Genomic DNA, 23,162 nt, shown 5'->3' on the forward strand with positions numbered 1-23,162 from the left:
TGGTCAGTTCCTACTTCCATCCTGAATCTGCATTCTCGATATGTGTTCTAAACCTTTGTGGCTGGAAAGAATAACTCGGACGGCGGGACCGAACGCTCGTGACCATCTCCGTGCTGCTGGACGACTATCGAAGATGAGGCAAACCGAGAACTAGAGCGTTTACGACGAATTCACCCACCATCAACGGTCACGACACAGTGCCACTGTTGGAGCCGAGACGACCACGGAGCCTCGGTGGTCTGCGAGAACTGCAACAACTGTGCGGTGCCGCAGGCCGCGGGCGCCGACGGCGTCTGCCGCACGCCGTCGGTGCTGGCCGAGCGCGGCCGGCTGGCCCGCGAGGGCGCCTACGAGACGGCGGAAGACGGAGCCACCGACAGCACTCGCCGATAGCAGACTGGCTACCGGGAGCGCTCGGCGACGACGGTTCGGACGAACCCCAGCACGCGACGGTCCTCCTCGAGTAGGTCGGCGTCCGCCGCGAGGGCGTCCCGGGCCGCGGTGACTCGCTCGTCGAGCGTCCCCGAGGCGTCGCGCCCGTCGGCTCCGCCGGGCGCGCCGGCGGCGACCAGCGAGTCGAACACGCGGTTCAGTCGGCCGCCGACGGGGTGCGTCGAGCGCGTCGCTTCGAGCACGGCGACTCGCCCGCCCGGGTTCAGGCAGTCCAGCCACGCCCGCATCCCTGACACCGGGTCGGCGAGCATCCCGACGACGAACGTCCCGAGCACGGCGTCCACGTCGTCGACCGGTGGCCGGGCGGCGTCGCCACACACGAGGTGGACGTTCCGCCAGCCCGCCGTTTCGACTCGCTGGCTGGCGCGAGCCAGCATCCCCGGCGTGAGGTCGACGCCGACGACGGTCCCCGACGGGCCGACGGCGTCCCGGAGGTGGGGGAGGTTCGCGCCCGTCCCGCAGCCGATGTCCACGGCGGTGTCTCCCGGAGAGAGGTCGAGGCCCGCCACGGCGCGCGCCCGCAGGCCGTCCAGTCCCGGGAGCAGGCGCACCAGCCAGTCGTAGGCCCGCGCCCACCGGCCGTACGCCGCCTGCGTCTCCGCGACAGTCGTCACGCCTCCCGGTTCGGCGCCGGCGGGCAAAAGCAGTCCGCCGCCAGACCCGAACGCATAACTCCGTCGACACCAGATAGTCGCCCGATGGACCGGGTCCGGCTCGGCTACGACCTCGTCAGGGCGTACGTGTACGCGCTCGTGCTGGCGGCCGTCGGCACTGGCGTGTGGTTTCTCGCGCCCGACGTCGCGGCGTCGCCGCAGGTCGCGTCCCTCTGGTTCGCCATCGCCGGGTTCGGAATGCTCGTCCTCGTGACGTTCGTGCTCACGCAGTACGCGCGCCGGACGGCCTGAGCCCGTACGAGAGCGCGCCGACCAGTCCGAGCGCGAGCGGGATGCCGACGCTCGCGTACAGCAGGAGGCCGGCGTCCCAGTAGGCCGCCAGCCGGCCGGCCCGCCACAGCGTCCCGAGGAAGGCCAGCCACGCGAGCGCACCGAACCCGAGGCCCGCAGCGAGCGCGCGCGGCCACGACGACGCGAGCAGTCCGACGGCCACGCCGCCGACCAGCAGCCCGAGCCAGTGGACCGACGCCAGTGCCAGCGACGCGACGACTGCCACCACCGCGACCAGCACCTGCTCTCGGTCCATCACTCACCACCCCCGAACTCGATGCGGGGTCCGCGGAACTCCCGGTCGAACGCGTAATACTGGCCGTCTGCCCACGCCCGGAGCTGGTCGCTGTACTGGTCGCTGAACGGGTCGCCGTCGTTCCCGCCGGGCAGGACGACCGACGCGTCGGCGCCGTCGGCCATCGGGACGACCATGCGCCACGAACTGCCCGCGTCGCTGTCCCGCCGGAAGTTGTTCAGCGACGCCGGGGAGCCGTCCGTCGCCAGCCGCGGATAGTTCAGGAAGGGCTGGTCGAAGGGATGGTCGAGTGCGACGACGTTGTAGTCGCCGTACGTCGTCCAGCCCTCGTCGGCGACGCGCGCTGCTGCCGCGTCGAGTGCGGTCCGCATCGCCGCTGCGGCCGACTCCGGCGTCTCCTCGCGGTCGAACCATTCAGCGTCGTCCGCGAGGGTGACGGTCACCCAGTCGTTCGGCCAGTAGTCCTCGCTCAGGTCGGCGTCGGCGAATCCATCACTGTACAGCGCCTCGCGGTAGGCGTCGAGGACGACGGCGAACGCCAGCGCCGCCTCGCTGTCGCGGTCCATCCGGTAGTCCCACTCTTCGAGCGCGTCGAACGGCGCGCCGGCCGACTCGACGTCGACGGCGTCGAGGAGTCTGGGGACGAGCCGCCGGGCGCGCGTGTCGACGGTGTCCCGCTGGAGGTCGCGCATGTCCCCGGGCGTCGTGCCGGCCTCGCCGTCTCCCGCCCAGTCGTCCAGCACTTCGTTGAGGCGTTCGCCGCGGAACGGCGGGCTGTACCCCTCGGAGAGGTAGTACTCGGGGTCGTCGACGATGCGCTGGTTCGCCGTGCCGACGTAGCCCGGGTTCACCGCGCCGGGCTTGGCGTCGAACGGCACGAACCCTTCCCACGAGGACTCACCGTAGGGCGTGTAGCCCGGCCACTCCCCCGCTCGCTCGGAGCCGTCGAACACCTGCCAGCCGGGCACGCGCTCGCCGTCGGTGTGCCTGACGGGAATCCGGCCCGTGACCTTGTGGTAGGTGTTGCCGTCGCGGTCGGCGTAGACGACACACTGCGTCGGCAGGTCGAAGTCCCGGACGGCCTCCCGAAAGTCCTCGAGGCCGTCGCTGTGTGCCATCGCGTGTACGGCGTCGGTGGTCGCTGTCGCGGACAGGCCGGTCCACGCCACGCCGACCTGCTCGCCCTCGCGCTCGACGACCGGGCCGTGGACCGTCTTCCGCCTCGTCACCGTCACGTCCTCGGCGCCGTCGACGGCGATGGTGTGCTCGTCGGTCTCGAAGTCCCGGTACTCGTCGCCGTACCGGTACTGGTCGCCGTCTGTCTCGTACGTGTAGCAGTCGAGGACGTCGGCGCCGGCGTTCGTGAACCCCCACGCGCCGGCGTCGTTCTCCCCGATGATGACGAACGGCACGCCGGGGAACGTCACCCCGCGGACCCAGCCGTCGCCCCAGTCGAGGTGCTGCTGGTACCAGACGGGCGGCGCGAGCAGCGACAGGTGGGGGTCGTTCGCCAGCAGCGGCTCGCCGCTCTCGGTGTGCTCGCCGCTCACCACCCACGAGTTCGACCCGATGCCGGGCGGCGACTCGAAACTCGACAGCCAGCCCGCGAAGTCACTGGAGACGCGAGACGTCCCCGACGCCTGCTCGCTCCGACCTGGCGTCGCGCTCGCCGCCCCGGAGCCGCTGTTGCCACGCAGAATCGGGCTGTCGTGGTCGTACCGCCGCGGGAACAGCTCGTCGACCGCGTCCGCACCGAGTTCCCCGGCGAGCACGTCCCGGCGCAGTGACGCGAAGCTCCCGGTGAGTGTCCACGAGATCTGCAACTGCAACAGCAGCGTGTCAGTCGGCGTCCACGCTGCCGGCTCGTAGTCCAGCAGGACGAACTCCGGCGGGAGCGACTGGTCCTCGCGTGCCGCGTTCACGCCATCCGCGTACGCCTCCAGCAGCCCGGCGACCTCGGGGTCGCGGTCCTGGAGCGCCCCCCAGTTCGCGTCGGCTGCCTGCGCGAAGTCCATCTGCACGCGGAACTCGTCGGAGTCCAGCGCGGCCTCGCCCACGACCGCCGACAGCTGGCCGCGCATCAGCCGGCGCTGGAGGTCCATCGCGAACAGCCGGTCGGTCCCGTGAGCGTACCCGACGGCGTGGTACAGCGCCGCCTCGTCGTCCGCTTCGACGCGCGGCACCCGGTTCCCGTCGTACTGGACCGTCGCCGGCCCGTACTCGCTGTCCACTGTCCCCGGCGGCTCGTCGGTCGTCGCGGCCCAGACGTCCCCCGAGAGCGGCGCGAACTGCTCGAGATACGTGGACGCTGGCGTGAAGAAGCCGCCCGCCGCGACGCCGCCGAGCACGGCGGCAATCAGCCCACGGCGCGCGGTGTCGACGTCGTCCATACCACCCGACTGATTGCCGCCACCCCATAACTGTGCAGGATGCTACGCAGTCACGCAGTACCGCCCCGGGGAGCGAGAGCCGGGGTAGCTACTCCTCGGACTGGCCGTAGGATTCGAACTTCGCTTCGACGGCTGCCAGCTGGTCGTCGGTGAGCTCGTTGGGCTCGCCGTGCTGGCGCGCCCGCAGGTAGACCTTGCAGAGTTCCTCGACGTGGACGGTGTTCTCGATGGCCGTCGGCAGGTCCTCGCCGACGACGACGAGGCCGTGGTTCGCGAGGATGCAGGCGTCCGACTGGGCGGCCTCCATCTCCTCGACGACGAGTTCGGCGAGGTCGTCGGTGCCGTAGGGGGCGTACCCCGCGACGGGCACCTTCCGGCCGACCGCGGTAATCATGTAGTGGACGGGGGGCAGCTCCTCGCCGAGCACCGCGAGCGTCGACGCCCACGGCGAGTGCGTGTGGACGATGGCCCCTGCGTCCAGCCGCCGGTAGATGCCGGTGTGCATCGGGACCTCGCTCGTCGGGTCCATCTCGCCCGCCACCACGTCGCCGTCGAGGGTGACGACGGGGACGTCGCTGGCGTCGAAGCCGTCGTAGGGGACGCCGGTCGGCGTCGCGGCGAACCGGTCGCCGTCCCGGACGCTCAGGTTCCCGGTGCGGCCCGGGGTGAGGTCACTCAGCAGCGGTGCGTGGTCGACGACGTCGACGCGTTCGCGAGCAAGCATGGTTACAGTACGACGTCCGTAACCTCGGGGAAGGATTCAATCCTGTGGTCCGGCCGCTCGCGGTGGTCGAGGCCGGTCGCGTCGCTGTTGAACAGGACGGTCGTCAGCCCCAGCGCGTTCCCGCCCTCGATGTCCGACGAGACGGAGTCGCCGACCATCACCGTCTCGCTGGGCCTGACGTCCAGTTGCGCCATCGGCAGCGTGAACATCACGCTGGAGGGCTTCTCGCGGCCCGTCTCCTCGCTGGTCATCACGAGGTCGACGTGGTCGTCGATGCCGAGCTCCTCGATCTTCTTCATCTGGATGCGCGTCGTCAGATTCGTCACCACCGCCACGGCGAGCCCGGCGTCCTGGAGCGCGGCCAGCGTCTCGACCACGCCGTCGAACAGCTCCATCTCGTCGACGTAGGCGTCCCAGTACGCCTCGCCGAGCGCCAGCGCGTCCTTCGCGTCGTGCGTTCCGGTGTGGATCTGGATGGCGCGCTTGAAGTAGAGAAAGCGCTCGTGGGCGCTCGCCGTGCCCGCGAGCTCGCGTTTGACCTCCCGGCGAGCCTCTAGATAGAGCTCCTCGAAGTCGTCGCGGCTGGACTGGTAGCCGAGTTCTTTCGCCTTCTCCCAGGCCGCCGCCTTCCCGGCCTCGTTGCACTCGTCGTACGGGTAGAGGGTGTCGTCGAGGTCGACGAACACCGCCTCGAAGGTCATGCTCCCGCGTCCACGTTCGACCGGGTTAACTCCTCGGTCCACAGGCGGCGTACGGACGCGGGCGATTACGGAACGACGCGAGCTACTCCTCCCACTCCGGGGTTGTGACGCCCGTCAGCAATCGGTAGTGGACGGTTTCGTTGCCGCCCGTGACGCTGGCAGCTCCGAAGGCATACTCGCCGCGCGTCGGGCTCTCGTGGAGCGCGAACGACGCCGCGCTCCCGTCGACGCTCGCGGTCACGTAGACGATGTCGCCCGGCTCGAGTCGGGCGTCCGTCGTGACGGTCCCGCTACGGTCACTGCTCGGGTGAATGCGATGCTTCACGACCGGCTCGTCGTGACCGGCGACACTGAACGTCGTGTTCGCCGGGAGAGCTGTCCCGCCAGTGTTCCGAATCTCGACGGCGTGGCCGTCCTCGACGATGGACAGCGAGAGGTGCGAGACGTCGGTTGTCCACGACGGGGAACCGCACCACTCGACGTCGGTGTCGAGGGTTACCGAGCCCTCGTAGCGTTTCTCGATGGTGCCGTTCGTGCCCGTCCCGAAGGACTCCTCGACTTCGTGGACGACCCCCTCGGGCGTGACGAGCGCCGTCCCGTCGTACGTCACGAACGAGTCGCGCGTCCAGGGAGGAGATCCCTCGGTGGCGGTGAGCTGGACGAACGTTCGACCGTCGCGCTCGACGGTGCCGTTGACGGTGTAGTTCCCCCTCGCGAGGAACCTCTCGAGGCTGCTCTGAGGACCGAACGTGTCGTCTCTCGTCCAGGCGCTGCCGTGGTAGCTGGTGTTCTGTCCGACCTGGTAGAGCGTCTCGTTCTCACCGGTGAACTGGAGGTAGTGCTGCGAGCCCGTCACGTACAGCCTCTCCGTCTTCGGGGTGTCGCTTCCCGAGGTCGTCCCGTCGAACGTGCTGTAGTACGTGGACGGATCGGGACCGGACACGATTCGCCTGACGAAGTCCTTGTTCGGGTCCTCCCAGTCGACAGAGAACCCCGTCGACCGGTTCGCCGTCTCGTCGAAGTGTGCGTTAGCGAGGACGGAGGCGTTGCTGAGCGTGCCGTTTCCGGCGACGCCCTGCGGGTACTGGTCCACCGAGGCGTTGGGCGACCAGGTGCCCGTTTCGGTCGCAGCAGCCGTGCTGGCGTTGTACGTGCAGCTCTCGGCCGTGTCGTCAGTGCTGTCGGGCGTGGACGAGGTGCTGCCGTCGCTCGGATTCGTCCCGCCGAGACAGCCCGCGGTGACGAGGAGGACGGCGACGCCGACGGCGAGCGCCGCGCGTCGTGTCGGGGACTCCATCGGCTTTTCCTGCGCCAGAGAAGTGTAAAACAATACTGGCTTCAGGCCGACCTCGTCTGTCCGGCCTGCTGCCGACCGTTCCCGCCGTCGCCGACGCTGACCGCTCTTACGGGAACAGCCCGCGGTACTCGTGGGCGTCCGCGCTGCGCTCTAAGGCGATGGTGTAAGCGGCCGTGCGGAGCGTCGGGATGTCGCGGGCCTCGTAAGCGCCGAGCATCTCGTCGAACGCGCTCGTGAGCCGCTGGCGGAGGTCGCGGTTGACCTCCTCGACGTCCCAGGAGTACTGCTGGCTGTTCTGCACCCACTCGAGGTAGGAGACGATGACGCCGCCCGCGTTTGCCAGGATGTCCGGCACGACGGGCACGTCGCGCTCCTGCAGGATCTGTGCGGCGTCGAACGTCGTCGGGCCGTTGGCGGCCTCGACGACGACGTCGGCCTCCAGCCGTTCGGCGACGTCGACGGTGATGACGTCCTCGATGGCCGCCGGAATCAGGGCGTCGACGTCCAGCGTCAGCAGGTCGTCGTTGGAGATGGCCTCAGCGTCGTAGCCCTCCAGCCGGCCGTCGTTGGACTCGACGTACGCCTGCACGTCCTCGATGTCGAGGCCGTCCGGGTCGTAGATGGCGCCGCTGACGTCGGAGACGGCGACGACGTTCGCGCCGCGCTCGGTCAGCAGGTCGGCGGTGACGCTGCCGACGTTCCCGAAGCCCTGGATGGCGACGTCCGCGTTCTCGACGTCCGTGTCGAAGTACTCGAAGGTCTCCTCCGTGGTGATGGCGACGCCGCGGCCGGTCGCCTCGACGCGGCCGTCGGTTCCACCGATCTCCGGCGGCTTGCCGGTGACGACCTCGGGAACAGCGTACCCCTGGTAGACGGAGTACGTGTCCATGACCCACGCCATCGTGCGCTCGTCGGTGTTCATGTCCGGCGCGGGGATGTCGGTCTCCGGACCGATCATCCGACGGATTCCCTCGGTGTAGCGGCGCGTGAGCTGCTCGACCTCGTTGTCGGAGAGCTCCTTCGTGTTACAGACGATGCCACCCTTCGCGCCGCCGAACGGCAGGTCTACCAGGGCCGTCTTCCACGTCATCCAGCCGGCGAGCGCCGAGACCTCCTCCTCGGAGACGTTCGGGTGGTAGCGGATGCCGCCCTTGTACGGGCCGCGGGCGCTGTCGAACTGGCAGCGGTAGGCGTCGAAGACCTCGACGGACCCGTCGTCCATCCGTACCGGGAGACTCACGGACAGCGTCCGCTCCGGGGACTTCAGTCGCTCGAAAATACCGTCGTCGATGTCGACGTACTCGCGGGCCTGCTCCATCTGCGCGAGCATGTTCTCCAGTGGACCACTCTCGGTCATACCCCCGCAAAATCTGCCGTCGTTCAAGTACGTCTCGGCTCGGACCGGCCGTGCTACGGGAGGACACGCCGCCCGGCCGCTACTCGTCGAGGTCGTCGGCGTCCGGAAGTTTCAGGACGTTCTCCCGGCCGATGCGGAACTTCTCGATGGCGTCGTTCTCGTGCATCTCGCTGACGACCTGGCTGGTCTTGGCCTCCGTCCAGTCAAGCGCCTCCACGACAGCCTGCTGTTTCGCGCGGCCGCCCTCGGACTCGAGGAACTGTTCGACGCGCTCCTCGTTGCTCAACAGCTCGGACGGCGGTCCGCCGTCGTCGCCGCTGTCGTCGTCACCGCCGCTGCCAGCACCGGCGCCCGCTGCAGCACCAGCCGCTTCGCCAGTACCGCCACCGCCTGCACCGTCGTCGGGCTCGGTCGTCCCTGCGACCGGCGGACTCGACCCCTCGCCGGTGTCGTGCTGGCGGACGTACAGCCAGCCACCCGCACCCAGCACGACGACGGCGACGAGCGCGCCAATCGCCGCCGGCACGACGAGGCCACCACTGTCGCCCGTCGACTCGTCGCTGTCGTCACCGCCCGAGCCGCCGGTGGTCGTCGTCGTCGTCGTCTCTTCCGGTGCCGGCGCCACAACGACCCGCGGCTCGTCCGGGCCGAACTCTACCGGGCCGCTCCAGCGCACGGCGCCCTCCTTGGGCTGGCTCCCCACCGGGTCGACGGATTCGAGCGCGTAGCCGCTCGGCCACGACACCGTCAGCGACGTCTTCTCGTCGAGGTAGAACCCCTCGAGGGCGTCGCCGGCCGTCACCCGCTCGCCGTCGGTCTCCGCGAACCCGCGCCACTGGAAGCTGTACGTCACGACACCCAGCGACTCCTCGTTGAGGCTGTTGACGCGCGTCGACACGGAGACGTTCTCGACGGCCATCTCGCGGCCAGTGGCGTTCGCCGCGGCGTCGACCGTGTTCGTGATGCGCCCACGGAACCGGTCGAGGTAGTCCGAGGTGTTGGCGTTGATGTCGTCCCGGAGGTCCTCGAACGCAGCCGTCTCGTTGTCGGTCTCCAGTCGCATCCGGTACGTGAACTGCCACTCGGCGTCGCCGTCGGCGGCCAGGTCCGCGCTCAGGGAGACGGTGTCGGGGTCGAACTCCTGGGGGAGCCCGAACGCGTCTCCGTCCTGCGCGCTCACCGACTCTGCAGCGGGCGCTCCGGCAGCCGACGCGCCCGGCGCTACGACGGCGAGCACGACGATTGCGGCGACCAGCCAGCACGCCACTCCTCGCTCCATAGGGGGACCGATGCGGGGCGCGCTTGAAAGAATGACGGCTCGGCAGGCGTGCTCTCAGCGCCCCTGCCAGTCGGGCTCGCGGTCCTCGAGGAAGGCGTCGATGCCCTCGTCCTTGTCGGCGGTCGCGAACAGGCCCGCGAACAGTTCGGCCTCGTACTCGATGCCGGCGTCGAGGTCCATCCGACTGGCCGCCTTCACGGCGTCCTTCCCGCGTTCGAGCGCGAGCGGGCTGTGGTCGGCCATCGACGCCGCCAGCTCCCGGACGGCGTCGTCGAACTCGCTGTCTGCGTGGACGTCCTCGACGAGGCCGATGTCCTCGGCTTCCCCGGCGTCCACGAGGTCGCCGGTGAGCACGAGCTTCATGGCCTGCCCCTCACCTACCAGCCGGGGGAGTCGCTGGGTCGCGCCGCCGCCCGGGATGATGCCGAGGTTGATCTCGGGACTGCCGAGTTTCGCGTCCTCGTGGGCGACACGGACGTCGCAGGCCAGCGCGAGTTCGAGGCCGCCGCCGAGCGCGTGGCCGTTGATGGCCGCGATGACGGGCTGGCGCAGCGACTCGACGGTCTCGTACACCCGGGGGCGTTCGCTCGCCCGGCGCTGCTCGGCGGCGTCGCGCTCCCGGAGTTCGGTCACGTCCGCGCCGGCGACGAACGCGCCCGACTCGTCGCTGCCGGTCAGCACGGCGACTCGGGCGTCCTCGCTGTCGTCGACTGCCTCGCAGACCCGCTTCAGCTCGTCGCGGACCTGCGCGTTCAGTGCGTTCCGGGCGTCCGGTCGCTCGATGGTGACGGTGACGACGTGTTCGGGGTCGTCCTCGGTCACGGCGACGAACTCGCAGTCGGCTGCGGTCTCGGAGACGGTCACTCCGACACCCCCACGATTTCGCCGTCCGCCCAGACGTAGAACCCCTCGCCGGTCTTCTGCCCGAGCTTGCCCGCGCGGATCTTCCGCTTGAGAATCTGGGGCGGCCGGAAGCGCTCACCGAGCTCCTCCCGGAGGTGTTCGAGGATGTCCAGTCGCACGTCCAGCCCGACGACGTCCCCGAGCTCGATGGGGCCCATCGGGTGGTTGTACCCGAGTTCCATCGACTGGTCGACGTCCCGGGGGCTGGCGACGCCCTCCTGGACCATCCGCATCGCCTCGACGCCGAGGGCGACGCCGAGCCGCGAGGACGCGAAGCCCGGCGAGTCCGCCACCTCGATGGGCGTCTTCCCGACGTCCTCGACGAACTCGGTGGCGAACGCCAGCGTCTCCTCGCTCGTCTGCTCGGCGACGACCACCTCGACCAGCCCCATGATGTGGACGGGGTTGAAGAAGTGCAGGCCGACGAACTGCCCGGGCGCGTCGAGGGCGGCCGCAATCTCCGTGACCGGGAGGCTGGACGTGTTCGACGCGACGACGGCGCCGTCCGGCGCCACCTCCTCTGCCTCTCCGAGCACGTCCTGTTTCAGTTCGACGTCCTCGGGGACCGCCTCCACGACGAGGCCGGCGCCGTCGACGGCAGCGGCGAGGTCGGTCGTGCCCTCGATGCGGTTCAGCGTGGCCTCGCGCTCCTCGGGGGTGACTTTGTCTCGTTCGACCCCGCCCCGGAGGTTCTCGTCGACCGATTCGACGCCCGCCGCGACTCGCTCCTCGTCGACGTCCCGGAGCGCGACGTCGTGGCCCGCCATCGCCGCCACCTGGGCGATGCCGTGGCCCATCGTCCCCGCGCCGAGTACGGCTACGTGCATGCTCCGGGGTACTGCACCCCCGCTCAAAAAGGTGGACCCGTCACGCGAGCGCGCCGAGGACCTCCCCACACGTCGGACACGCTGGCTCGTCATCGGTGCTCGCGACCGAATCGGACTGCCCCGTCCAGCCGCAGGCGGGACACAGCACTGGCTCAGACATTCCGTCTTGACGTCCGAACGCCGGCCCGAAAAGTGTGGTGCAGCGTCGCACGCCCCGAAGGGATTTGCCGGTCCCGGCGGAACACTCGGTATGGTCGTCTCCACCGAGTCCGTCTGGGACCAGGCAGTCGAGGACGCACTGGAGGGGTTCGTCCGCGAGTACGAGTCGGCGGTCGTCTACGGCGACCGCGAGGGCGATGTCGTGCTCCACCAGGGCCCGGTGCGCCTGCTGGCGAACGGCTGGCTCGCGGTTCCGAGCGGCCGCCTGCTCTCCCCGGACGCCGTCCACCATGTCGACCCCGCACCAGCCGAGTAACGCAGGGTTCGAGTACCAGCGGGCCATCCAGCCGACGATGCCCGACGCCGAGCCCGCGACGGCCGACACCCGATTCTCCCCGCAGCGCGCCCTCGACTGGCTGCGCGCCCGCCTCGTCCCACGGATGGCGGCCAGCGACCGGGTGTCCGACGAACTCGCCGCGCTCGTCGAGGAACTGCTGCGAGCGGACCGCGACCCCGACCGGGCGACCGAGAAGCTCGACGACTGGGTCGACTCGCGGAAGGGGTAGTTGTGGCCAACAGTCGGACACGAATTTAAGAGTGGGGGCGCCCAAGCCGGAGGTATGGCTGCGGACATCTCTGACCGGGTTCGGGAGATTGCGGAGGCCCGCGACCTCCCCGAGTCCGAGGTCTTCGAGCGCGCGCTCGAACACGGACTGGAGCAACTCTGGGAGGACCTCGTGCTCGCACGCTACCTCGACGGAGAACTGGACCGGGAGGAAGCAGTCAGCCGGGTCGGCCGGACGAAGGTCGAGCGAGCCGAACGAGAGTGCGAAGCGGTTGAGGCGGACGTGGACTGGGGCCAGGACGCGTGACGACGGTAGCCGTCTCAGACGCGGGCCCACTCATTCACCTCGCGGAAATCGGCTCGCTCGAGCTGCTCGACGCGTTCGACACGCTGCTTGTTCCGGAAGTCGTCCACGACGAAGTCGAAGTCGGAGGGCTTCCGGATGGGCTATCGGAAGTCGCCGACAAGGTCGTGGCTGCTGACGGTGGCGATACCGGTGTCGGGGGCGAACTCGACGCAGGGGAGCGAGCCGCGATTTCGGTCGCTCGGGGGCGTGAACTCGTCCTTCTGACAGACGACCTCGCCGCCCGGGAAGTGGCGTCGGAGGCTGGCATTGACGTGCACGGTTCCATCGGCGTAATCGCCCTCGGGTACAGCCGTGGGTTGCTCGACAGAGACGAGGCGGCGTCCCGGATGCGCGCGCTCCAGCGGGAGACCAGTCTGTTCGTCACCGAGGCGGTGGTAGAGCGTGGCATCCGGCTGCTGGACGAGCGATAGAACGGGGCAGCCGACGGAGCGACGAGAATCTCGACAACTGTGCTGAGATGGAGAGCTCGCCCCTCAGAGTTCGGCGGCGAACTCCCGCGCTCGCTCCCGCACCTGCTCGGCGTCCATCCGGACGTGCTCGCCGTCCCGGTAGAGCACGTCGCCGTCGACCATCGTCAGGGTCACGTCGTCGCCGTGGGCGGCGTAGACGAGGTGCGAGTAGGGGTCGTGGATGGGCGTCGAGCGCGCGTTCTCCGTGGTGAGCCCGACGAGGTCGGCCGTCCAGCCCTCTCGGATGCGGCCGACGTCGTCGAAGCCCGCCGCCTTCGCGCCGTTCCGGGTCGCCATCTCGAAGACGGTGCGGGCCGCCAGCGCCGTCGGGTCCAGTTCTTCGACCTTCCCGAGCAGGCTCGCCTGACGCATCTCGGTGAAGGCGTCGAGGGTGTTGTTGCAGGGCGGGCCGTCGTTGCCGAGCGCGACGTTGATTCCCCGGCCGAGGTAGTCCTCGACGGGCGCCACGCCGGACGCGAGCTTCATGTTCGACGACGGGCAGTGCGTGACGTGTGTCCCGGTCTCGGCGAGCAGTTCGCGCTCGGTCTCGTCCGTCCACACGCAGTGCGCGAGCACCACGTCCTCGCCGGTGAGGCCGACCTCGTCCAGCCAGTGGATGTTGCGCTTGCCGGTCTCCGCCTCGACGGTCTCGATCTCGCCCTGGTTCTCGCTGGCGTGCGTGTGAATCCGGACGTCGTACTCGTCGGCGAGCTCGCGGCAGCCCCGCAGGCACGCCTCGGTGCAGGAGACGGCGAACCGCGGCGTGACGGCGTACTGGATGCGGCCGTCGCGGGCGCCGTCCCACTCCCGGATGAGCGCCTCCGTCTCGCCGAGCGCGTCGTCGGTGTCCTCCAGCAAGCCCTCGGGCGAGTCCTTGTCCATGAGGACCTTCCCGAGGCGGGCGCGCACGCCGCTGTCGGCCGCCGCCGCGAACGCCTCGCCGGCGTGGTCGACCGAGAGGTGGTCGACGACGCCGGTCGTCCCGGACTCCACGAACTCCAGGTACGCGAGGTCGGCTGCCGCCCGCATCTCCTCGGCGCCCATCGAGGCCTCCATCGGGAGCACGTGGTCGAACAGCCAGTCCAGCAGCTCCTGGTCGTCGGCGATGCCCCGGCCGAGGCTCTGCACCGAGTGGACGTGTGCGCCCACCAGCCCCGGCGCGAGCACGTCCACGTCGATTCGCTCGTGGTCGGGGTAGGCGTCGGCCAGCTCCTCGCGGTCGCCGACCGCCGCGACCCGGTCGCCCTCGACGACCACGGCCCCGTCGTGGAGCACGCTGTCGGCGTCCCGGACCACGGTGTCGGCGCGCAGTAGCGTCATTCCCTCACTCCGTACGGCGTCGACCCCTCTAAGGGGTTGCGGTCCAGCCGGCGGCCCTGCCGCCGTCAGCGCCGCCGGGCGTCGGCCGGCAGCCCCTTCGCGCCGTACCGCCGGACGCCCTCCTGGTCGTACAGCACCCGGGGTACCGCGACCACTTCGTCCCGGATTCCGGGAGTGTCGTCGTCGCCGGCGAGCACGACCTGCAGGGGGACGCTGACCTCGCGGTCGCCGCCCCCCTGCGCGCCGAAGGCGACGATAGCGCTCGCGTACTCGCCGCTGCGAGCCTGCTGGGCCGCGAACTCGGGCGGCGCACCGCCCTGCGAGATGGTCGTCGCGGTCTCGACGACTCCCCGCCGGCGGAGCGGTGCGTCCTCGTACCCGTCGGTCGCACTGCAGTCGGGACAGGCGCCCTCGGGGGGGAACTGGAGCGCGCCACAGGCCCGGCAGCGACCGGCGACGAGCCGCTGTCGCGCAGCGAGCGTCCGCCGGTACGAGGGAACGCTGACGTACGCGCCACCGCCCGCTGGCGTCCCCGAGTCGAAGTCCCCGCGACGGCGCCGGGCGGCCGCGAACGACAGCGTCTGGTCGCTGCCGAGCGCCGCCCGGACCGGGACGTCGCGCTCGCAGACGAGCCGGAACGCGTGGCTCGCAGCGCCGCTGCCGTAGGTCGCCAGCAGGACCTCGTCAGTGTCGTCCTCGCGGAGGGCGTCGGCGAGCCCGAGGAACGCGCTCGCCGCCCCGGCGTCGCCGACGCCCTCGACGACGCTGCCGGCTGCCACTGCCTCGGGGTTCACGCCGAGTGCGCCCGCCGAGCGGTACGGCAGGTCGCCGTCCGGCGCCTGGAGCGCGGCCGCGTCGACGCCCGAGACGTCGAGTTCGCCGACCGCTCCCGCCAGCGTCTCCCGGTAGGCCTGCCGGTCGTAGCTCGTGACGTCGAGGCCGGTCGTCTCGGTCTGGCCGCGCTCCCGGAACCTGGTCCCCGGGTACGTCGCGGTCTGGCTGGCCCGACCCGCGACCCGACCGGGGCCGTCTCGGGCGACGACGAGTGCTCCGGCGCCCGCGCCTGCGGCGTGTCCGAGCGCCTCGTCGTCGGCGCCCTGGGGCGCGTCGCTGGCGACGACGAGCACGGTGTCGGCCCCGCCGCCGCCGTCCAGCGCCGCTGCGAGCGCGGCGCCGCCGGCGTCAGTGCTGCCGCCGAACTGCGCGCTCGCCACGTTCTCTGGGAGTCCGAGCAGGCTCCGAAGTCGGCCCGTGCCCGCCTCCTCGTCGTACGGCAGGGACGTCGACGCGAGGTGGAGCGCGTCGACGGCGTCGGGGTCGACGCCCGCCGCGTCGAGTGCCCGCTGGGCGGCCTCGGCAGCCATCGTGAGCGCGTCCTCGTCGGCGTCCGGGACCGCGACCGCCTCGACGCCGCGGGCGTGGAACTGACCGAGCGCATCCGCGACTGCGTCGCCGGCGAGCCGGAACCGCGGCGTGTACGCCCCGACGCCCGCGACCCTCATCGCTGCCCCTCCGAACGCGGGGCCGCCAGAATCGTCACGACCGCCGCGCCGCCGCTGCCGCCGACGTTGTGCGCGAGCCCGACGTCCGGGTCGTCGAGCTGTCGGTCGCCCGCCCGCCCAGTAAGCTGGGTCCAGAGTTCGACAATCTGGCCGGCGCCGGTCGCACCGATGGGATGCCCCTTCGACTTGAGGCCGCCCGAGACGTTGACGGGCAGGTCGCCGTCCCGGTCGGTGACGCCCTCGCGGAGCAGCTCTGGGGCCTCGCCGCGCCCGCAGAACCCGAGGTCCTCGTACGCGAGCAGCTCGGCGATGGCGAAGCAGTCGTGGACCTCGGCGAAGTCGACGTCGTCGGGGCCGACACCCGCCATCTCGTAGGCCGCCTCGGCGGCGCGCTCGCTGGCCGGAATCGCGGTGTACGTGTCGCGCTCGAACAGGCCGACGCGGTCGCTGGCGGCGCCGACGCCTGCGATTCTCGCGGCGTCCAGCTCACTCTCGGCGACCACGTCCTCGCTGGCGACGAGCACTGCGGCCGCGCCGTCGGTGGTGGGACAGCAGTGGTACAGCGTCAGGGGGTCGGCGACCGTCGCGGCCTCGGTGGCGTCCTCGAGGCTGCACCCGAACTGGAGTTGCGCGTGCGGGTTCTGGCTGCCGTTGGCGTGGTTCTTCACGGCGACCCGTGAGAGGTCCTCGACCGTGGCGTCGTCGTGCTCGTCGAGGTACGCCCGCGCCATCTGGGCGTACGTTCCCGCGAACGTCGCGCCGGTGAGGCGCTCCCACTCGGTCTCCCCGCTGACGCCGAGCCAGTACTTCGTCGCGTCGCCGCTCGCGTCGGTCATCACCTCGTAGCCGCCCGCGAGCACGACGTCCGCCATCCCGGACTTGACCGCCTGTACGGCGTTCCGGACGGCGTACCCGCTGGCGGCGCAGGCGTTCTCGACTCGCGTCGTCGGCACCGACAGGCCGGCGTGTTCGGTGACCGCCGGCCCCGACAGCCCGAGCTGGCGGCCGCCGACCCCGAGCGTACCGACGACCGCCTCGTCGACGTCCTCGCGCGTCAGGCCGTCTGCACTCCCCAGCGCGTGCTCGACGGCAGTGGCGAACAGCGACCGGTAGGACTCGTCGGGGAACGACCCGAAGTCGGTCTGGCCCGCCCCGACGACGTACGCGTCTCGCATACCCGGTGGTTCGCGGCCGCCCCCCATAGTCGTCGGGGGCTGTCTGCCGGCAGTCGCAGTGCCTGCCGTCAGTCGGTAGTTTCACCCGGCTGGCCGCCAGTGACGGCGTATGACACTCCGTGAGCGCTTCCGGGCGTACCTCGGGAGCGCGGACTTCGTCGTGTCGGCGACCGCCATCGTCGTCGCGCTGGCCGCCGGTGCCGCCGCCTTCGAACAGCTGTCCGGTGGGTCCGACGGCTACTTCGTCGTCCTGCTGGCGGGCATCGGCGTGCCCAGCATCTACGAGAACCAGTGGCCGGCCGACCACGACAGCCGCGCCGCAGCGGTCGCCTGGACGCTCGGCGCGTGCCTCGTCCTGCTGACGACGTACGTCGTCCTGACGACGGCTCTCACCGCCCTCCTCGACGACTTCGTGTCGAGCGCCGTCGCGTTCGCGACCGCGTGGCTGCTCGGCGTGATGGGTGCACAGCGCTACGGCGACCGCTGACCTCGACGCGCGCTCTTGAAGACCCACAGTATGGTGGGTTCGGCGGGCTCGACTTGTCCCGCGAACAAATCTGGAGGCCGCACATTACGGGTGGGGTGCCTCGGTCCACATGCAATGGTGTCCAGAAAACCCATCGTGGCGATCGCACTGGTCGGTGTCATGCTACTCGCTGCGGTCGGCCCGGCCAGCGCGCACGGCTGGCAGACGACCGTCGAACAGGGACCGATGGAGCTCGGCGTCAGCAGCTCGCCGGCGACCCCGGTCGGCGGCCTGCAGACGGAGTTCTCGGCCCGCATCGCCGACAACGACGCGGCCGGCGACGAGGACCGCCTCGACTGGGGCGGCGTGACCAACCAGACGGTGGAGGTCCACATCCGCGGACCGAACGACTTCCACGACCACGTCAAGACTCAGATTCCGGAGGACGACGCACACTTCGAGTGGACGTACATGTTCCCCGACGAGGGGACGTACACGATGGCAGTGGTGACCGAACTGGAGGGCGAGGAGTACGCCTTCGAGTTCCAGCGGAACGTCTCGCTCATCCCGACGGAGGCGAAAGGCGAACGGGTCGAGCACCTCTCCGAGGAGGTCCACGGCGTGAACGAGAACGTCGACTCAGTCGGTGAGGACGTCAGCTCGGTCCAGACGCAGGTCGACGACCTGCAGACGCAGGTCGACGAGCTCCAGACCGAGCTCGAGGACACCCGGGAGGCGGAGGCGTCGAACTCCGGGTTCCCGGGCACCGGCATCTCGGCCGCCGTCGTGGCGGTGACGGGCGGGCTGGCGTTCGTCGCGGGCCGGCGGAGCTGACGGCCGCGCGAGAGACGCCCCGCACGACCAACACCTCACTTCGTTTCCGTACCCAATGACAGATACTACCCAATCCCGGCGACGGTTCGTCGTCAGCGTCGGTGGTGCAGCGCTCGCGGGGCTGGCCGGCTGCAGCAGTCAGTCCGACGGCCCCGGAGACTCGCAGACGACGACGGCGCCGCCGGACACGACCGACGCGACGACGACTGCCGAACCGACGACCTCCCAGCAGACGACCACCGGAGCCCAGAATCGGGGGTCCAGCGGGCAAGTCGTGGACATGGTCACGGACAACCAGGGGTCGTACTTCGACCCGGTCGGCCTCCTGGTCGAACCGGGGACGACGGTGACGTTCGTCAACGCCTCCGGGGACCACTCCGCGACGGCCTACCACCCGGACAGCGGCGACCAGCCGTTGCGAATCCCGGAGGACGCGGCGCCGTTCGACTCCGGCGTCTACACCGAGGACGGCGCGACCTTCGAGTACACCTTCGACGTCGAGGGCGTCTACGACTACTACTGCACGCCCCACGAGGCGATGGGGATGGTCGGTCGAATCGTGGTCGGAGCCCCGAACGGGGGGCCGGCTACCGAACCGCCCGACGACCTGCCGCCGGGCGCGCGCGACGCACTGCCGTCCGTCGGCACAATCGTCGAGCAGACGACCGTGGACGGGCCGTAGCAGCGCGCGCAGCCGGCGGCCGCCCCGATTTTCGCCGCGTGGAAATCGCAGCCGGGTTTTCGGTCCCGTGCGGGGAACGTCCACGTGATGAGCACGCCAATCCGGGCGGAGGTTCGGGCGAGCGACCTGCATCGCTGTCCGGTCGCCCGCGCGTCGGCCGACGCCGACGGGCGAGTCACCCACGTCGCCCGCTCGACGGCGACGACCCGGGACGGGTGCGTCACCGAGGAGTTCGCCGTCGAGGACGCCGCGTCGTCGCTGCCGCGGGAGGGCTTCGACGACGTCCTCGAGTTCGAGCGCCGCGACGTCTACCGGTTCGAGCGCCCCCAGAACCGGGGCTGTGTCTGCGAGTGCATCGAACGCCACGGCTGTCCGGTCGCGGACGTCCGCGCCCGTGACGGCGACCTCTACGTGTCGTTTTACGCGGCCGACGTCGAGACCGTGCAGGACGCGCTCGCGGACCTCCAGGACTGGTTCGACGACGTCACGGTCCGGCAGCTCACGCAGTCCAGCGACGACGACGACGACAGACGGGACGCGGTGGTCGTCGACCGCGGCCGGCTGACCGCCCGACAGCGCGAGGTCCTCGAGACCTGCGTCGAGATGGGGTACTTCGAGCACCCCCGGGAGGCGAACGGGACGGAGGTGGCGTCGGCGCTGGGCATCTCGCCCGCCACGTTCCGCGAGCACCTCGCCGCCGCCCAGCGAGGGCTCCTCGAGTCGGTTCTGGACTGCTGAGCGCGCCCGGCGGTGATCGCGCGCCGCGGCGACCCGGAGTACAATTATTTATCGTTCGGAATTCGGGGTGTGGGTATGGCATACAGCTACGAGCCACACCACTTCGAGGACTTCGAGGTCGGCGAGACCTTCGAGAGCGTCGGCCGCACCGTGACCGAGTCGGACTTCACGATGCACTCGATGTTCACGGGCGACTGGACGGAGCTGCACTCGAACGCCGAGTACGCCGACGACCAGGAGTTCGGCGAGCGCGTCGCCCACGGCCCGATGACGTTCGTGCTCGCGACCGGGTTCGTCTACCGGTGTGGCTTCCTCGAGCGCACCGTCGTCGCCTTCCTCGGCATGAACTACATGGACATCCCGGCGCCGGTGAAGATGGACGACACCATCTCGCTGGACATGGAGGTCACGGAGACGAAGGAACTCTCCTCCCGGGACGACGCCGGCCTCGTCACCATCGACACCGAGATGACGAACCAGCACGACGAGACCGTCTTCCAGGGGGACATGAAGTTCCTCGTGAAGCGCGACGGCAGCGAGTGACCGCGTTCGAGTACCTCCCGGAACGGCCGGCGGCCCCTCGTCGTCCCTACGGAACGAGAACGGTTCGTTAGACCCCAAAATATTCAGATTCGAATTGATGAAGTGATTACATGAACCGCCGCCAGGTCCTCCGACGGCTCTCCGTGGCCGGCATCGCTTCGCTGACCGCCGGGTGTCTGGGAGACCGAACCCCCGCTACCGAGTCCACTACACCACCACAGACAACCACTGAATCCACCACCTCGACTCGAACGACCCTGGACCCGTCACGTTTCTACAACGTCGTGGACGTGAAGGAGCTTCCCGCCAAACCTCCACAGACAGATGTTGCGTGCGGCGACGACACCCTGGACGACGTCGAACGTCCATACGAACACTCCCCCCCGCAGGAAGTCTCCGGACTGGAGCTGACCGCATCGAAGGACAACGTCGCTATCGGCGAGGACATCACGTTCTCGCTCAGGAACGTCACCGAGGAACCCATCGAAGTCGGGACGATATACAAGTACAACGTCCAGCGGCTGGAAAACGACCGGTGGACACCACTCTTCCAAACACCGACCAAGGCGTGGCACGACATCGCGTTCGGGCTCGCGCCAGGCGCTGGCTACGACTGGTCGTTCACCGTCGACCGCGAGGGCCTCGAACGCGAACACAAACCACACGAAGTCAGCTACCATGTCTGCTCGCCGCTCGAACCCGGAACCTACCGCTTCGCGTTCTGGGGTGTACTCGACGACGCGCTAGCCACCCGGCTCACCGTCGAATCGCCGTGAACCGTCCACAGTACACCTGAGAGTCCCCCGTCCACGCACACCACCGGGTCGTCGAGAACCCTCGCGACGAGCGATTTTGGGAGCAGTCGACGACGCGAGCAACGCCGGGCAGACTTTTCAGTCGGCGCTACGACACCTCGGCACGATGCCCCTCGCCGACCTGCTCGCCGAGACGCGCGCCGTCGACACGCACGCCCACCAGCCCACCGCCGAGTTCCTCGAGGACGCCGGCGGCCAGATGATGGCGGACGCTGCCGACAAGTTCGGCTCCGAGATGGACACGTGGGACTACGACGAGATGGTCGAGGAGTACCACGACGCCGGCGTCGGCCGCGCCGTCATGCTGGGCTGGGACGCCGAGACGAACACCGGGAACCCGCCCGTGCCGAACGACTACGTCGCCGAGGTTCGCGACGAGCACCCCGACTTCCTCGTCGGGTTCGCGTCCGTCGACCCCCTCAAAGACGACTGTGTCGAGGAGGCCTACCGGGCCGTCGAGGACCTCGACCTCTCCGGGTTCAAGTTCCAGCAGATCGCGCAGGGCTTCGACCCCAGCGACCCCGAGCACGACGACCTCTGGGACGCCATCGAGAACCTCGGCGTCCCCTGCGTGTTCCACGGCGGGAACTCCACGCTCGGCGCCGGCGCACCGGGTGGGCGGGGGCTGAAGGTCAAACACGGGAACCCGATGCTGCTGGACGACGTCGCCGCCGAACACCCCGAGCTACAGATACTCATCGCCCACCCCGCGTTCCCCTGGGAGAAAGAACAGCTCGCGATCTGCCAGCAGAAGGGCAACGTCAAGATGGACCTCTCGGGGTGGCTGCCGAAGTACATCGACGACCAGGTGTTGCAGTACGCCGGCAGCGTGCTCCAGGACGACGTGATGTTCGGCACGGACTACCCGATGATCGGCCCCGAGGAGTGGCTGGACTCGTTCGCCGAACACACCGACTACAGCGACGACGTCTACCGGAAGCTGCTCTGGGAGAACGCCGAGGACTTCCTCGGGCTCTAGCGCGTCAGCCAGCCGGGCGGGCTGGCCCGCTGCCGGGTCGACCCGGCGCCCGGCAGCTGGGCGACACAGGACCGACAGAACCGGTACTCGGGGTCGTTCTCGGTGCCACACCGCGGACACTCCACGCCGTCGTCGCCGGGCGCTGTCGACGACTGGTCGCCGTTCTCCACCGTGCGAGCGGTGACGGCTTGCCCGCTGTCGCCGCCGAGCCAGTCGAGGAGGGACGTGGCGGCGAGGTTCACCGCGAGCAGCGCCACGGCGACGCCGAACAGCCACGCTCCGGTGAGCATCGTTGCATTCGAACGTTGGTGTCGTTCGACAAAAAATCCAGCGCCGTCAGTCGGGTGCCGCCGTCGCCGCCCAGCCGCCGAGCCGGCCGCCGAGCGCGAACGCCGCCGCGACCAGCAGCGCCGCGGCCGCCACCACGACCCGGGGCACGTCGCGAATCAGCCGGCTGGGGACGCCGGCGGTCGCCAGCGCGTAGTGGAGGTGGTGGAAGACGCCCACCGTGTCGCCGTACAGCACCGCCCACCAGAACGCGACGGCGACGCCGACGCCCGCGCTCGCGCCGGCCGCGAGCGCTGCGCGCTCCCGCCGTCGGACCGCCAGTTTCGCGGCGACGTACCCGCCGAGGACGCCGACCGCGACGACCCGGAACGCCGTCGTCGCCGTGCTCGGGTGGTGTGGCGGGAGCGCCCGGAACGTCGCGAGCACGGCTGCCTGCACGAGCACGCCGGCGGCGACGGCGGCGACGAATCTGCGCACGTGTGTCTCTCGGCGGGCCGGAGACAGAAGCGTTGCGTTACCCCCGGAGCGCCGCCCGCGCGAGCTTCCCCTCGGCGCGCCGAAGGTGTTCTTCGAGCGTCGAGCGCGCGAGCCCGAACTGGTCGGCGAGGTCGGCGGTGGTCGCGCCCCGGGGGAGGTCGTAGAAGCCCGCTTCGACCGCTGCGCGCAGGACCGCCGCCTGCCTCGCAGTGAGGTCGGCGGCCGCCGCTCCGGGCGCCGCCGACGCCGGCGCGCTCACCTCGCGCTTGTCCGCGACGGTGACGTCGTAGTCCGCGCGCAGGTCGTGGTAGACGTCGGTGAGCGCCGCCGGCGAGAGCGCGAGCACCTGGAGGCGCTTCTCGCCGGCCTCGTAGGTCAGCGGCGGGACGAGCAGACAGCCGTGGGCGGCGAGCGTGTCCTCGACGCCGTCGTCGGACTCGGCGCGTAGACACGCCTCCGTCACGGCCAGGGTCGTGTCGCCTTCCGCGACTCGCTCGCCGACGCCGACGCGCTCGTCGACGGCGTCGAGCACGCGTTCGGCGCCGCCACCTCGGACTTCGAGCAGGTCGCAGTGGTCGTTGCACCAGAGCCGCATCCGTGCGTCCGTGTCGGCGGTCGCGGCGGCGTACGCCCCGCCGCCCGCGAGCCGGAAGGTCGCCTGCTGCACGGCGC

General features: G+C 70.2%; 28 protein-coding genes and 1 pseudogene. 13 read left to right on the top strand and 16 right to left on the bottom strand.

The window, feature by feature from the left end; all coding sequences use genetic code 11:
- Nucleotides 1–234 precede the first annotated feature (234 nt).
- Nucleotides 235–393 (top strand): annotated as a pseudogene (locus LT971_RS12470) (oxidoreductase); the annotation flags it as partial.
- Nucleotides 394–401: 8 nt separating this feature from the next.
- Here LT971_RS12470 and LT971_RS12475 read toward each other — a convergent pair.
- Entirely contained in the window at nucleotides 402–1,067 is a 666-nt protein-coding gene (locus LT971_RS12475; protein ID WP_237007265.1) for a class I SAM-dependent methyltransferase, read from the bottom strand.
- 84 nt (nucleotides 1,068–1,151) lie between these two features.
- Here LT971_RS12475 and LT971_RS12480 point away from each other — a divergent pair, with 84 nt between their 5' ends.
- On the top strand, nucleotides 1,152–1,358 hold the full coding sequence (locus tag LT971_RS12480) for a hypothetical protein (RefSeq protein WP_237007266.1): 207 nt from the start codon (nucleotides 1,152–1,154) through the stop codon (nucleotides 1,356–1,358).
- Here LT971_RS12480 and LT971_RS12485 read toward each other — a convergent pair.
- The 9 genes from LT971_RS12485 to LT971_RS12525 all read right to left on the bottom strand — a co-directional run bounded on the left by LT971_RS12485 (nucleotide 1,330) and on the right by LT971_RS12525 (nucleotide 11,131).
- Nucleotides 1,330–1,653, bottom strand: coding sequence for a hypothetical protein (locus tag LT971_RS12485; RefSeq protein ID WP_237007267.1), 324 nt, complete (start codon nucleotides 1,651–1,653; stop codon nucleotides 1,330–1,332). The genes LT971_RS12480 and LT971_RS12485 overlap by 29 nt on opposite strands.
- On the bottom strand, nucleotides 1,653–4,043 hold the full coding sequence (locus tag LT971_RS12490) for a penicillin acylase family protein (protein ID WP_237007268.1): 2,391 nt from the start codon (nucleotides 4,041–4,043) through the stop codon (nucleotides 1,653–1,655). The genes LT971_RS12485 and LT971_RS12490 overlap by 1 nt, the downstream gene beginning before the upstream one ends.
- 88 nt (nucleotides 4,044–4,131) lie before the next feature.
- Nucleotides 4,132–4,767, bottom strand: a complete 636-nt coding sequence (locus LT971_RS12495) for a ribulose-1-phosphate aldolase (protein ID WP_237007269.1) — start codon at nucleotides 4,765–4,767, stop codon at nucleotides 4,132–4,134.
- A gap of 2 nt (nucleotides 4,768–4,769) precedes the next feature.
- Nucleotides 4,770–5,468 carry a ribulose-1,5-bisphosphate 5-phosphatase gene (locus LT971_RS12500; protein ID WP_237007270.1) on the bottom strand — a complete coding sequence of 233 codons (699 nt, stop codon included), beginning with the start codon at nucleotides 5,466–5,468 and terminating at the stop codon, nucleotides 4,770–4,772.
- Nucleotides 5,469–5,550: 82 nt separating this feature from the next.
- A complete protein-coding gene (locus LT971_RS12505) occupies nucleotides 5,551–6,765 on the bottom strand; it encodes a hypothetical protein (RefSeq protein ID WP_237007271.1) in 1,215 nt (404 codons plus the stop codon).
- 106 nt (nucleotides 6,766–6,871) lie between these two features.
- Nucleotides 6,872–8,122, bottom strand: coding sequence for a Glu/Leu/Phe/Val family dehydrogenase (locus tag LT971_RS12510; RefSeq protein WP_237007272.1), 1,251 nt, complete (start codon nucleotides 8,120–8,122; stop codon nucleotides 6,872–6,874).
- A 79-nt stretch (nucleotides 8,123–8,201) separates the two neighbouring features.
- Nucleotides 8,202–9,401: a helix-turn-helix transcriptional regulator gene (locus LT971_RS12515; RefSeq protein WP_237007273.1), complete on the bottom strand. Its 1,200-nt coding sequence runs from the start codon at nucleotides 9,399–9,401 to the stop codon at nucleotides 8,202–8,204.
- A 54-nt stretch (nucleotides 9,402–9,455) separates the two neighbouring features.
- Complete coding sequence (locus LT971_RS12520) at nucleotides 9,456–10,265, bottom strand: enoyl-CoA hydratase/isomerase family protein (protein WP_237007274.1); 810 nt, start codon at nucleotides 10,263–10,265, stop codon at nucleotides 9,456–9,458.
- Complete coding sequence (locus LT971_RS12525; protein WP_237007275.1) at nucleotides 10,262–11,131, bottom strand: 3-hydroxyacyl-CoA dehydrogenase family protein; 870 nt, start codon at nucleotides 11,129–11,131, stop codon at nucleotides 10,262–10,264. The genes LT971_RS12520 and LT971_RS12525 overlap by 4 nt, the downstream gene beginning before the upstream one ends.
- A gap of 250 nt (nucleotides 11,132–11,381) precedes the next feature.
- On the opposite strand from LT971_RS12525, the gene LT971_RS12530 reads away from it, so the two are divergent.
- The 4 genes from LT971_RS12530 to LT971_RS12545 are packed head-to-tail and all read left to right on the top strand — an operon-like array spanning nucleotide 11,382 to nucleotide 12,632.
- Nucleotides 11,382–11,606 (top strand): hypothetical protein, encoded by a 225-nt coding sequence (locus LT971_RS12530; RefSeq protein WP_237007276.1) that lies wholly within the window; start codon nucleotides 11,382–11,384, stop codon nucleotides 11,604–11,606.
- Entirely contained in the window at nucleotides 11,581–11,856 is a 276-nt protein-coding gene (locus LT971_RS12535) for a hypothetical protein (protein ID WP_237007277.1), read from the top strand. The genes LT971_RS12530 and LT971_RS12535 overlap by 26 nt, the downstream gene beginning before the upstream one ends.
- Nucleotides 11,857–11,910: 54 nt before the next feature.
- The gene (locus LT971_RS12540; RefSeq protein ID WP_237007278.1) at nucleotides 11,911–12,162 is read left to right on the top strand and encodes a hypothetical protein; all 252 of its coding nucleotides are present in this window, start codon (nucleotides 11,911–11,913) and stop codon (nucleotides 12,160–12,162) included.
- Nucleotides 12,159–12,632, top strand: a complete 474-nt coding sequence (locus LT971_RS12545; RefSeq protein ID WP_237007279.1) for a PIN domain-containing protein — start codon at nucleotides 12,159–12,161, stop codon at nucleotides 12,630–12,632. Before LT971_RS12540 ends, LT971_RS12545 begins: the two co-directional genes overlap by 4 nt.
- A 63-nt stretch (nucleotides 12,633–12,695) precedes the next feature.
- Here the strand turns inward: LT971_RS12545 and LT971_RS12550 are convergent, their stop codons facing one another.
- The 3 genes from LT971_RS12550 to LT971_RS12560 form a co-directional block, all read right to left on the bottom strand.
- The gene (locus LT971_RS12550) at nucleotides 12,696–13,991 is read right to left on the bottom strand and encodes a 5'-deoxyadenosine deaminase (RefSeq protein ID WP_237007280.1); all 1,296 of its coding nucleotides are present in this window, start codon (nucleotides 13,989–13,991) and stop codon (nucleotides 12,696–12,698) included.
- A 65-nt stretch (nucleotides 13,992–14,056) separates the two neighbouring features.
- Nucleotides 14,057–15,493 (bottom strand): zinc ribbon domain-containing protein, encoded by a 1,437-nt coding sequence (locus tag LT971_RS12555; RefSeq protein ID WP_237007281.1) that lies wholly within the window; start codon nucleotides 15,491–15,493, stop codon nucleotides 14,057–14,059.
- On the bottom strand, nucleotides 15,490–16,668 hold the full coding sequence (locus tag LT971_RS12560; RefSeq protein WP_237007282.1) for a thiolase domain-containing protein: 1,179 nt from the start codon (nucleotides 16,666–16,668) through the stop codon (nucleotides 15,490–15,492). Before LT971_RS12560 ends, LT971_RS12555 begins: the two co-directional genes overlap by 4 nt.
- Nucleotides 16,669–16,777: 109 nt before the next feature.
- On the opposite strand from LT971_RS12560, the gene LT971_RS12565 reads away from it, so the two are divergent.
- The 7 genes from LT971_RS12565 to LT971_RS12595 all read left to right on the top strand — a co-directional run bounded on the left by LT971_RS12565 (nucleotide 16,778) and on the right by LT971_RS12595 (nucleotide 21,725).
- Nucleotides 16,778–17,155 carry a hypothetical protein gene (locus tag LT971_RS12565; RefSeq protein ID WP_237007283.1) on the top strand — a complete coding sequence of 126 codons (378 nt, stop codon included), beginning with the start codon at nucleotides 16,778–16,780 and terminating at the stop codon, nucleotides 17,153–17,155.
- A 159-nt stretch (nucleotides 17,156–17,314) separates the two neighbouring features.
- On the top strand, nucleotides 17,315–17,968 hold the full coding sequence (locus LT971_RS12570; RefSeq protein WP_237007284.1) for a hypothetical protein: 654 nt from the start codon (nucleotides 17,315–17,317) through the stop codon (nucleotides 17,966–17,968).
- A 55-nt stretch (nucleotides 17,969–18,023) separates the two neighbouring features.
- Nucleotides 18,024–18,650, top strand: a complete 627-nt coding sequence (locus tag LT971_RS12575; protein ID WP_237007285.1) for a plastocyanin/azurin family copper-binding protein — start codon at nucleotides 18,024–18,026, stop codon at nucleotides 18,648–18,650.
- An 87-nt stretch (nucleotides 18,651–18,737) separates the two neighbouring features.
- Nucleotides 18,738–19,388, top strand: a complete 651-nt coding sequence (locus LT971_RS12580; protein ID WP_237007286.1) for a helix-turn-helix domain-containing protein — start codon at nucleotides 18,738–18,740, stop codon at nucleotides 19,386–19,388.
- A 75-nt stretch (nucleotides 19,389–19,463) separates the two neighbouring features.
- Nucleotides 19,464–19,931, top strand: coding sequence for a MaoC/PaaZ C-terminal domain-containing protein (locus tag LT971_RS12585; protein ID WP_237007287.1), 468 nt, complete (start codon nucleotides 19,464–19,466; stop codon nucleotides 19,929–19,931).
- A 110-nt stretch (nucleotides 19,932–20,041) separates the two neighbouring features.
- Complete coding sequence (locus LT971_RS12590; RefSeq protein WP_237007288.1) at nucleotides 20,042–20,707, top strand: immunoglobulin-like domain-containing protein; 666 nt, start codon at nucleotides 20,042–20,044, stop codon at nucleotides 20,705–20,707.
- Between the two features lie 145 nt (nucleotides 20,708–20,852).
- A complete protein-coding gene (locus tag LT971_RS12595) occupies nucleotides 20,853–21,725 on the top strand; it encodes an amidohydrolase family protein (RefSeq protein ID WP_237007289.1) in 873 nt (290 codons plus the stop codon).
- On the opposite strand, the gene LT971_RS12600 is transcribed toward LT971_RS12595, so the two are convergent.
- Genes LT971_RS12600 through LT971_RS12610 form a run of 3 tightly spaced genes read right to left on the bottom strand, consistent with a single transcriptional unit; the run spans nucleotide 21,722 to nucleotide 23,157 of the window.
- On the bottom strand, nucleotides 21,722–22,015 hold the full coding sequence (locus tag LT971_RS12600; protein WP_237007290.1) for a zinc ribbon domain-containing protein: 294 nt from the start codon (nucleotides 22,013–22,015) through the stop codon (nucleotides 21,722–21,724). The genes LT971_RS12595 and LT971_RS12600 overlap by 4 nt on opposite strands.
- Before the next feature lie 46 nt (nucleotides 22,016–22,061).
- The gene (locus LT971_RS12605; RefSeq protein WP_237007291.1) at nucleotides 22,062–22,490 is read right to left on the bottom strand and encodes a hypothetical protein; all 429 of its coding nucleotides are present in this window, start codon (nucleotides 22,488–22,490) and stop codon (nucleotides 22,062–22,064) included.
- A gap of 37 nt (nucleotides 22,491–22,527) precedes the next feature.
- Nucleotides 22,528–23,157: a helix-turn-helix domain-containing protein gene (locus LT971_RS12610; RefSeq protein ID WP_237007292.1), complete on the bottom strand. Its 630-nt coding sequence runs from the start codon at nucleotides 23,155–23,157 to the stop codon at nucleotides 22,528–22,530.
- Between the last annotated feature and the right edge of the window lie 5 nt (nucleotides 23,158–23,162).

The sequence above is a fragment of the Halobacterium rubrum genome (assembly GCF_021729015.1).
Lineage (GTDB): Archaea > Halobacteriota > Halobacteria > Halobacteriales > Halobacteriaceae > Halobacterium > Halobacterium rubrum.

Bases quoted from the DNA above. Each gene is read 5' to 3' on its own strand.
- LT971_RS12535 (WP_237007277.1), top strand. From the start codon at position 11,581: ATGTCGACCCCGCACCAGCCGAGTAACGCAGGGTTCGAGTACCAGCGG.
- LT971_RS12505 (WP_237007271.1), bottom strand. From the start codon at position 6,765: ATGGAGTCCCCGACACGACGCGCGGCGCTCGCCGTCGGCGTCGCCGTC.
- LT971_RS12580 (WP_237007286.1), top strand. From the start codon at position 18,738: ATGAGCACGCCAATCCGGGCGGAGGTTCGGGCGAGCGACCTGCATCGC.
- LT971_RS12480 (WP_237007266.1), top strand. From the start codon at position 1,152: ATGGACCGGGTCCGGCTCGGCTACGACCTCGTCAGGGCGTACGTGTAC.
- LT971_RS12575 (WP_237007285.1), top strand. From the start codon at position 18,024: ATGACAGATACTACCCAATCCCGGCGACGGTTCGTCGTCAGCGTCGGT.
- LT971_RS12530 (WP_237007276.1), top strand. From the start codon at position 11,382: ATGGTCGTCTCCACCGAGTCCGTCTGGGACCAGGCAGTCGAGGACGCA.
- LT971_RS12585 (WP_237007287.1), top strand. From the start codon at position 19,464: ATGGCATACAGCTACGAGCCACACCACTTCGAGGACTTCGAGGTCGGC.
- LT971_RS12515 (WP_237007273.1), bottom strand. From the start codon at position 9,401: ATGGAGCGAGGAGTGGCGTGCTGGCTGGTCGCCGCAATCGTCGTGCTC.
- LT971_RS12565 (WP_237007283.1), top strand. From the start codon at position 16,778: ATGACACTCCGTGAGCGCTTCCGGGCGTACCTCGGGAGCGCGGACTTC.
- LT971_RS12560 (WP_237007282.1), bottom strand. From the start codon at position 16,668: ATGCGAGACGCGTACGTCGTCGGGGCGGGCCAGACCGACTTCGGGTCG.
- LT971_RS12600 (WP_237007290.1), bottom strand. From the start codon at position 22,015: ATGCTCACCGGAGCGTGGCTGTTCGGCGTCGCCGTGGCGCTGCTCGCG.
- LT971_RS12550 (WP_237007280.1), bottom strand. From the start codon at position 13,991: ATGACGCTACTGCGCGCCGACACCGTGGTCCGGGACGCCGACAGCGTG.
- LT971_RS12490 (WP_237007268.1), bottom strand. From the start codon at position 4,043: ATGGACGACGTCGACACCGCGCGCCGTGGGCTGATTGCCGCCGTGCTC.
- LT971_RS12570 (WP_237007284.1), top strand. From the start codon at position 17,315: ATGCTACTCGCTGCGGTCGGCCCGGCCAGCGCGCACGGCTGGCAGACG.
- LT971_RS12485 (WP_237007267.1), bottom strand. From the start codon at position 1,653: ATGGACCGAGAGCAGGTGCTGGTCGCGGTGGTGGCAGTCGTCGCGTCG.
- LT971_RS12590 (WP_237007288.1), top strand. From the start codon at position 20,042: ATGAACCGCCGCCAGGTCCTCCGACGGCTCTCCGTGGCCGGCATCGCT.
- LT971_RS12595 (WP_237007289.1), top strand. From the start codon at position 20,853: ATGCCCCTCGCCGACCTGCTCGCCGAGACGCGCGCCGTCGACACGCAC.
- LT971_RS12500 (WP_237007270.1), bottom strand. From the start codon at position 5,468: ATGACCTTCGAGGCGGTGTTCGTCGACCTCGACGACACCCTCTACCCG.
- LT971_RS12510 (WP_237007272.1), bottom strand. From the start codon at position 8,122: ATGACCGAGAGTGGTCCACTGGAGAACATGCTCGCGCAGATGGAGCAG.
- LT971_RS12555 (WP_237007281.1), bottom strand. From the start codon at position 15,493: ATGAGGGTCGCGGGCGTCGGGGCGTACACGCCGCGGTTCCGGCTCGCC.
- LT971_RS12540 (WP_237007278.1), top strand. From the start codon at position 11,911: ATGGCTGCGGACATCTCTGACCGGGTTCGGGAGATTGCGGAGGCCCGC.
- LT971_RS12495 (WP_237007269.1), bottom strand. From the start codon at position 4,767: ATGCTTGCTCGCGAACGCGTCGACGTCGTCGACCACGCACCGCTGCTG.
- LT971_RS12525 (WP_237007275.1), bottom strand. From the start codon at position 11,131: ATGCACGTAGCCGTACTCGGCGCGGGGACGATGGGCCACGGCATCGCC.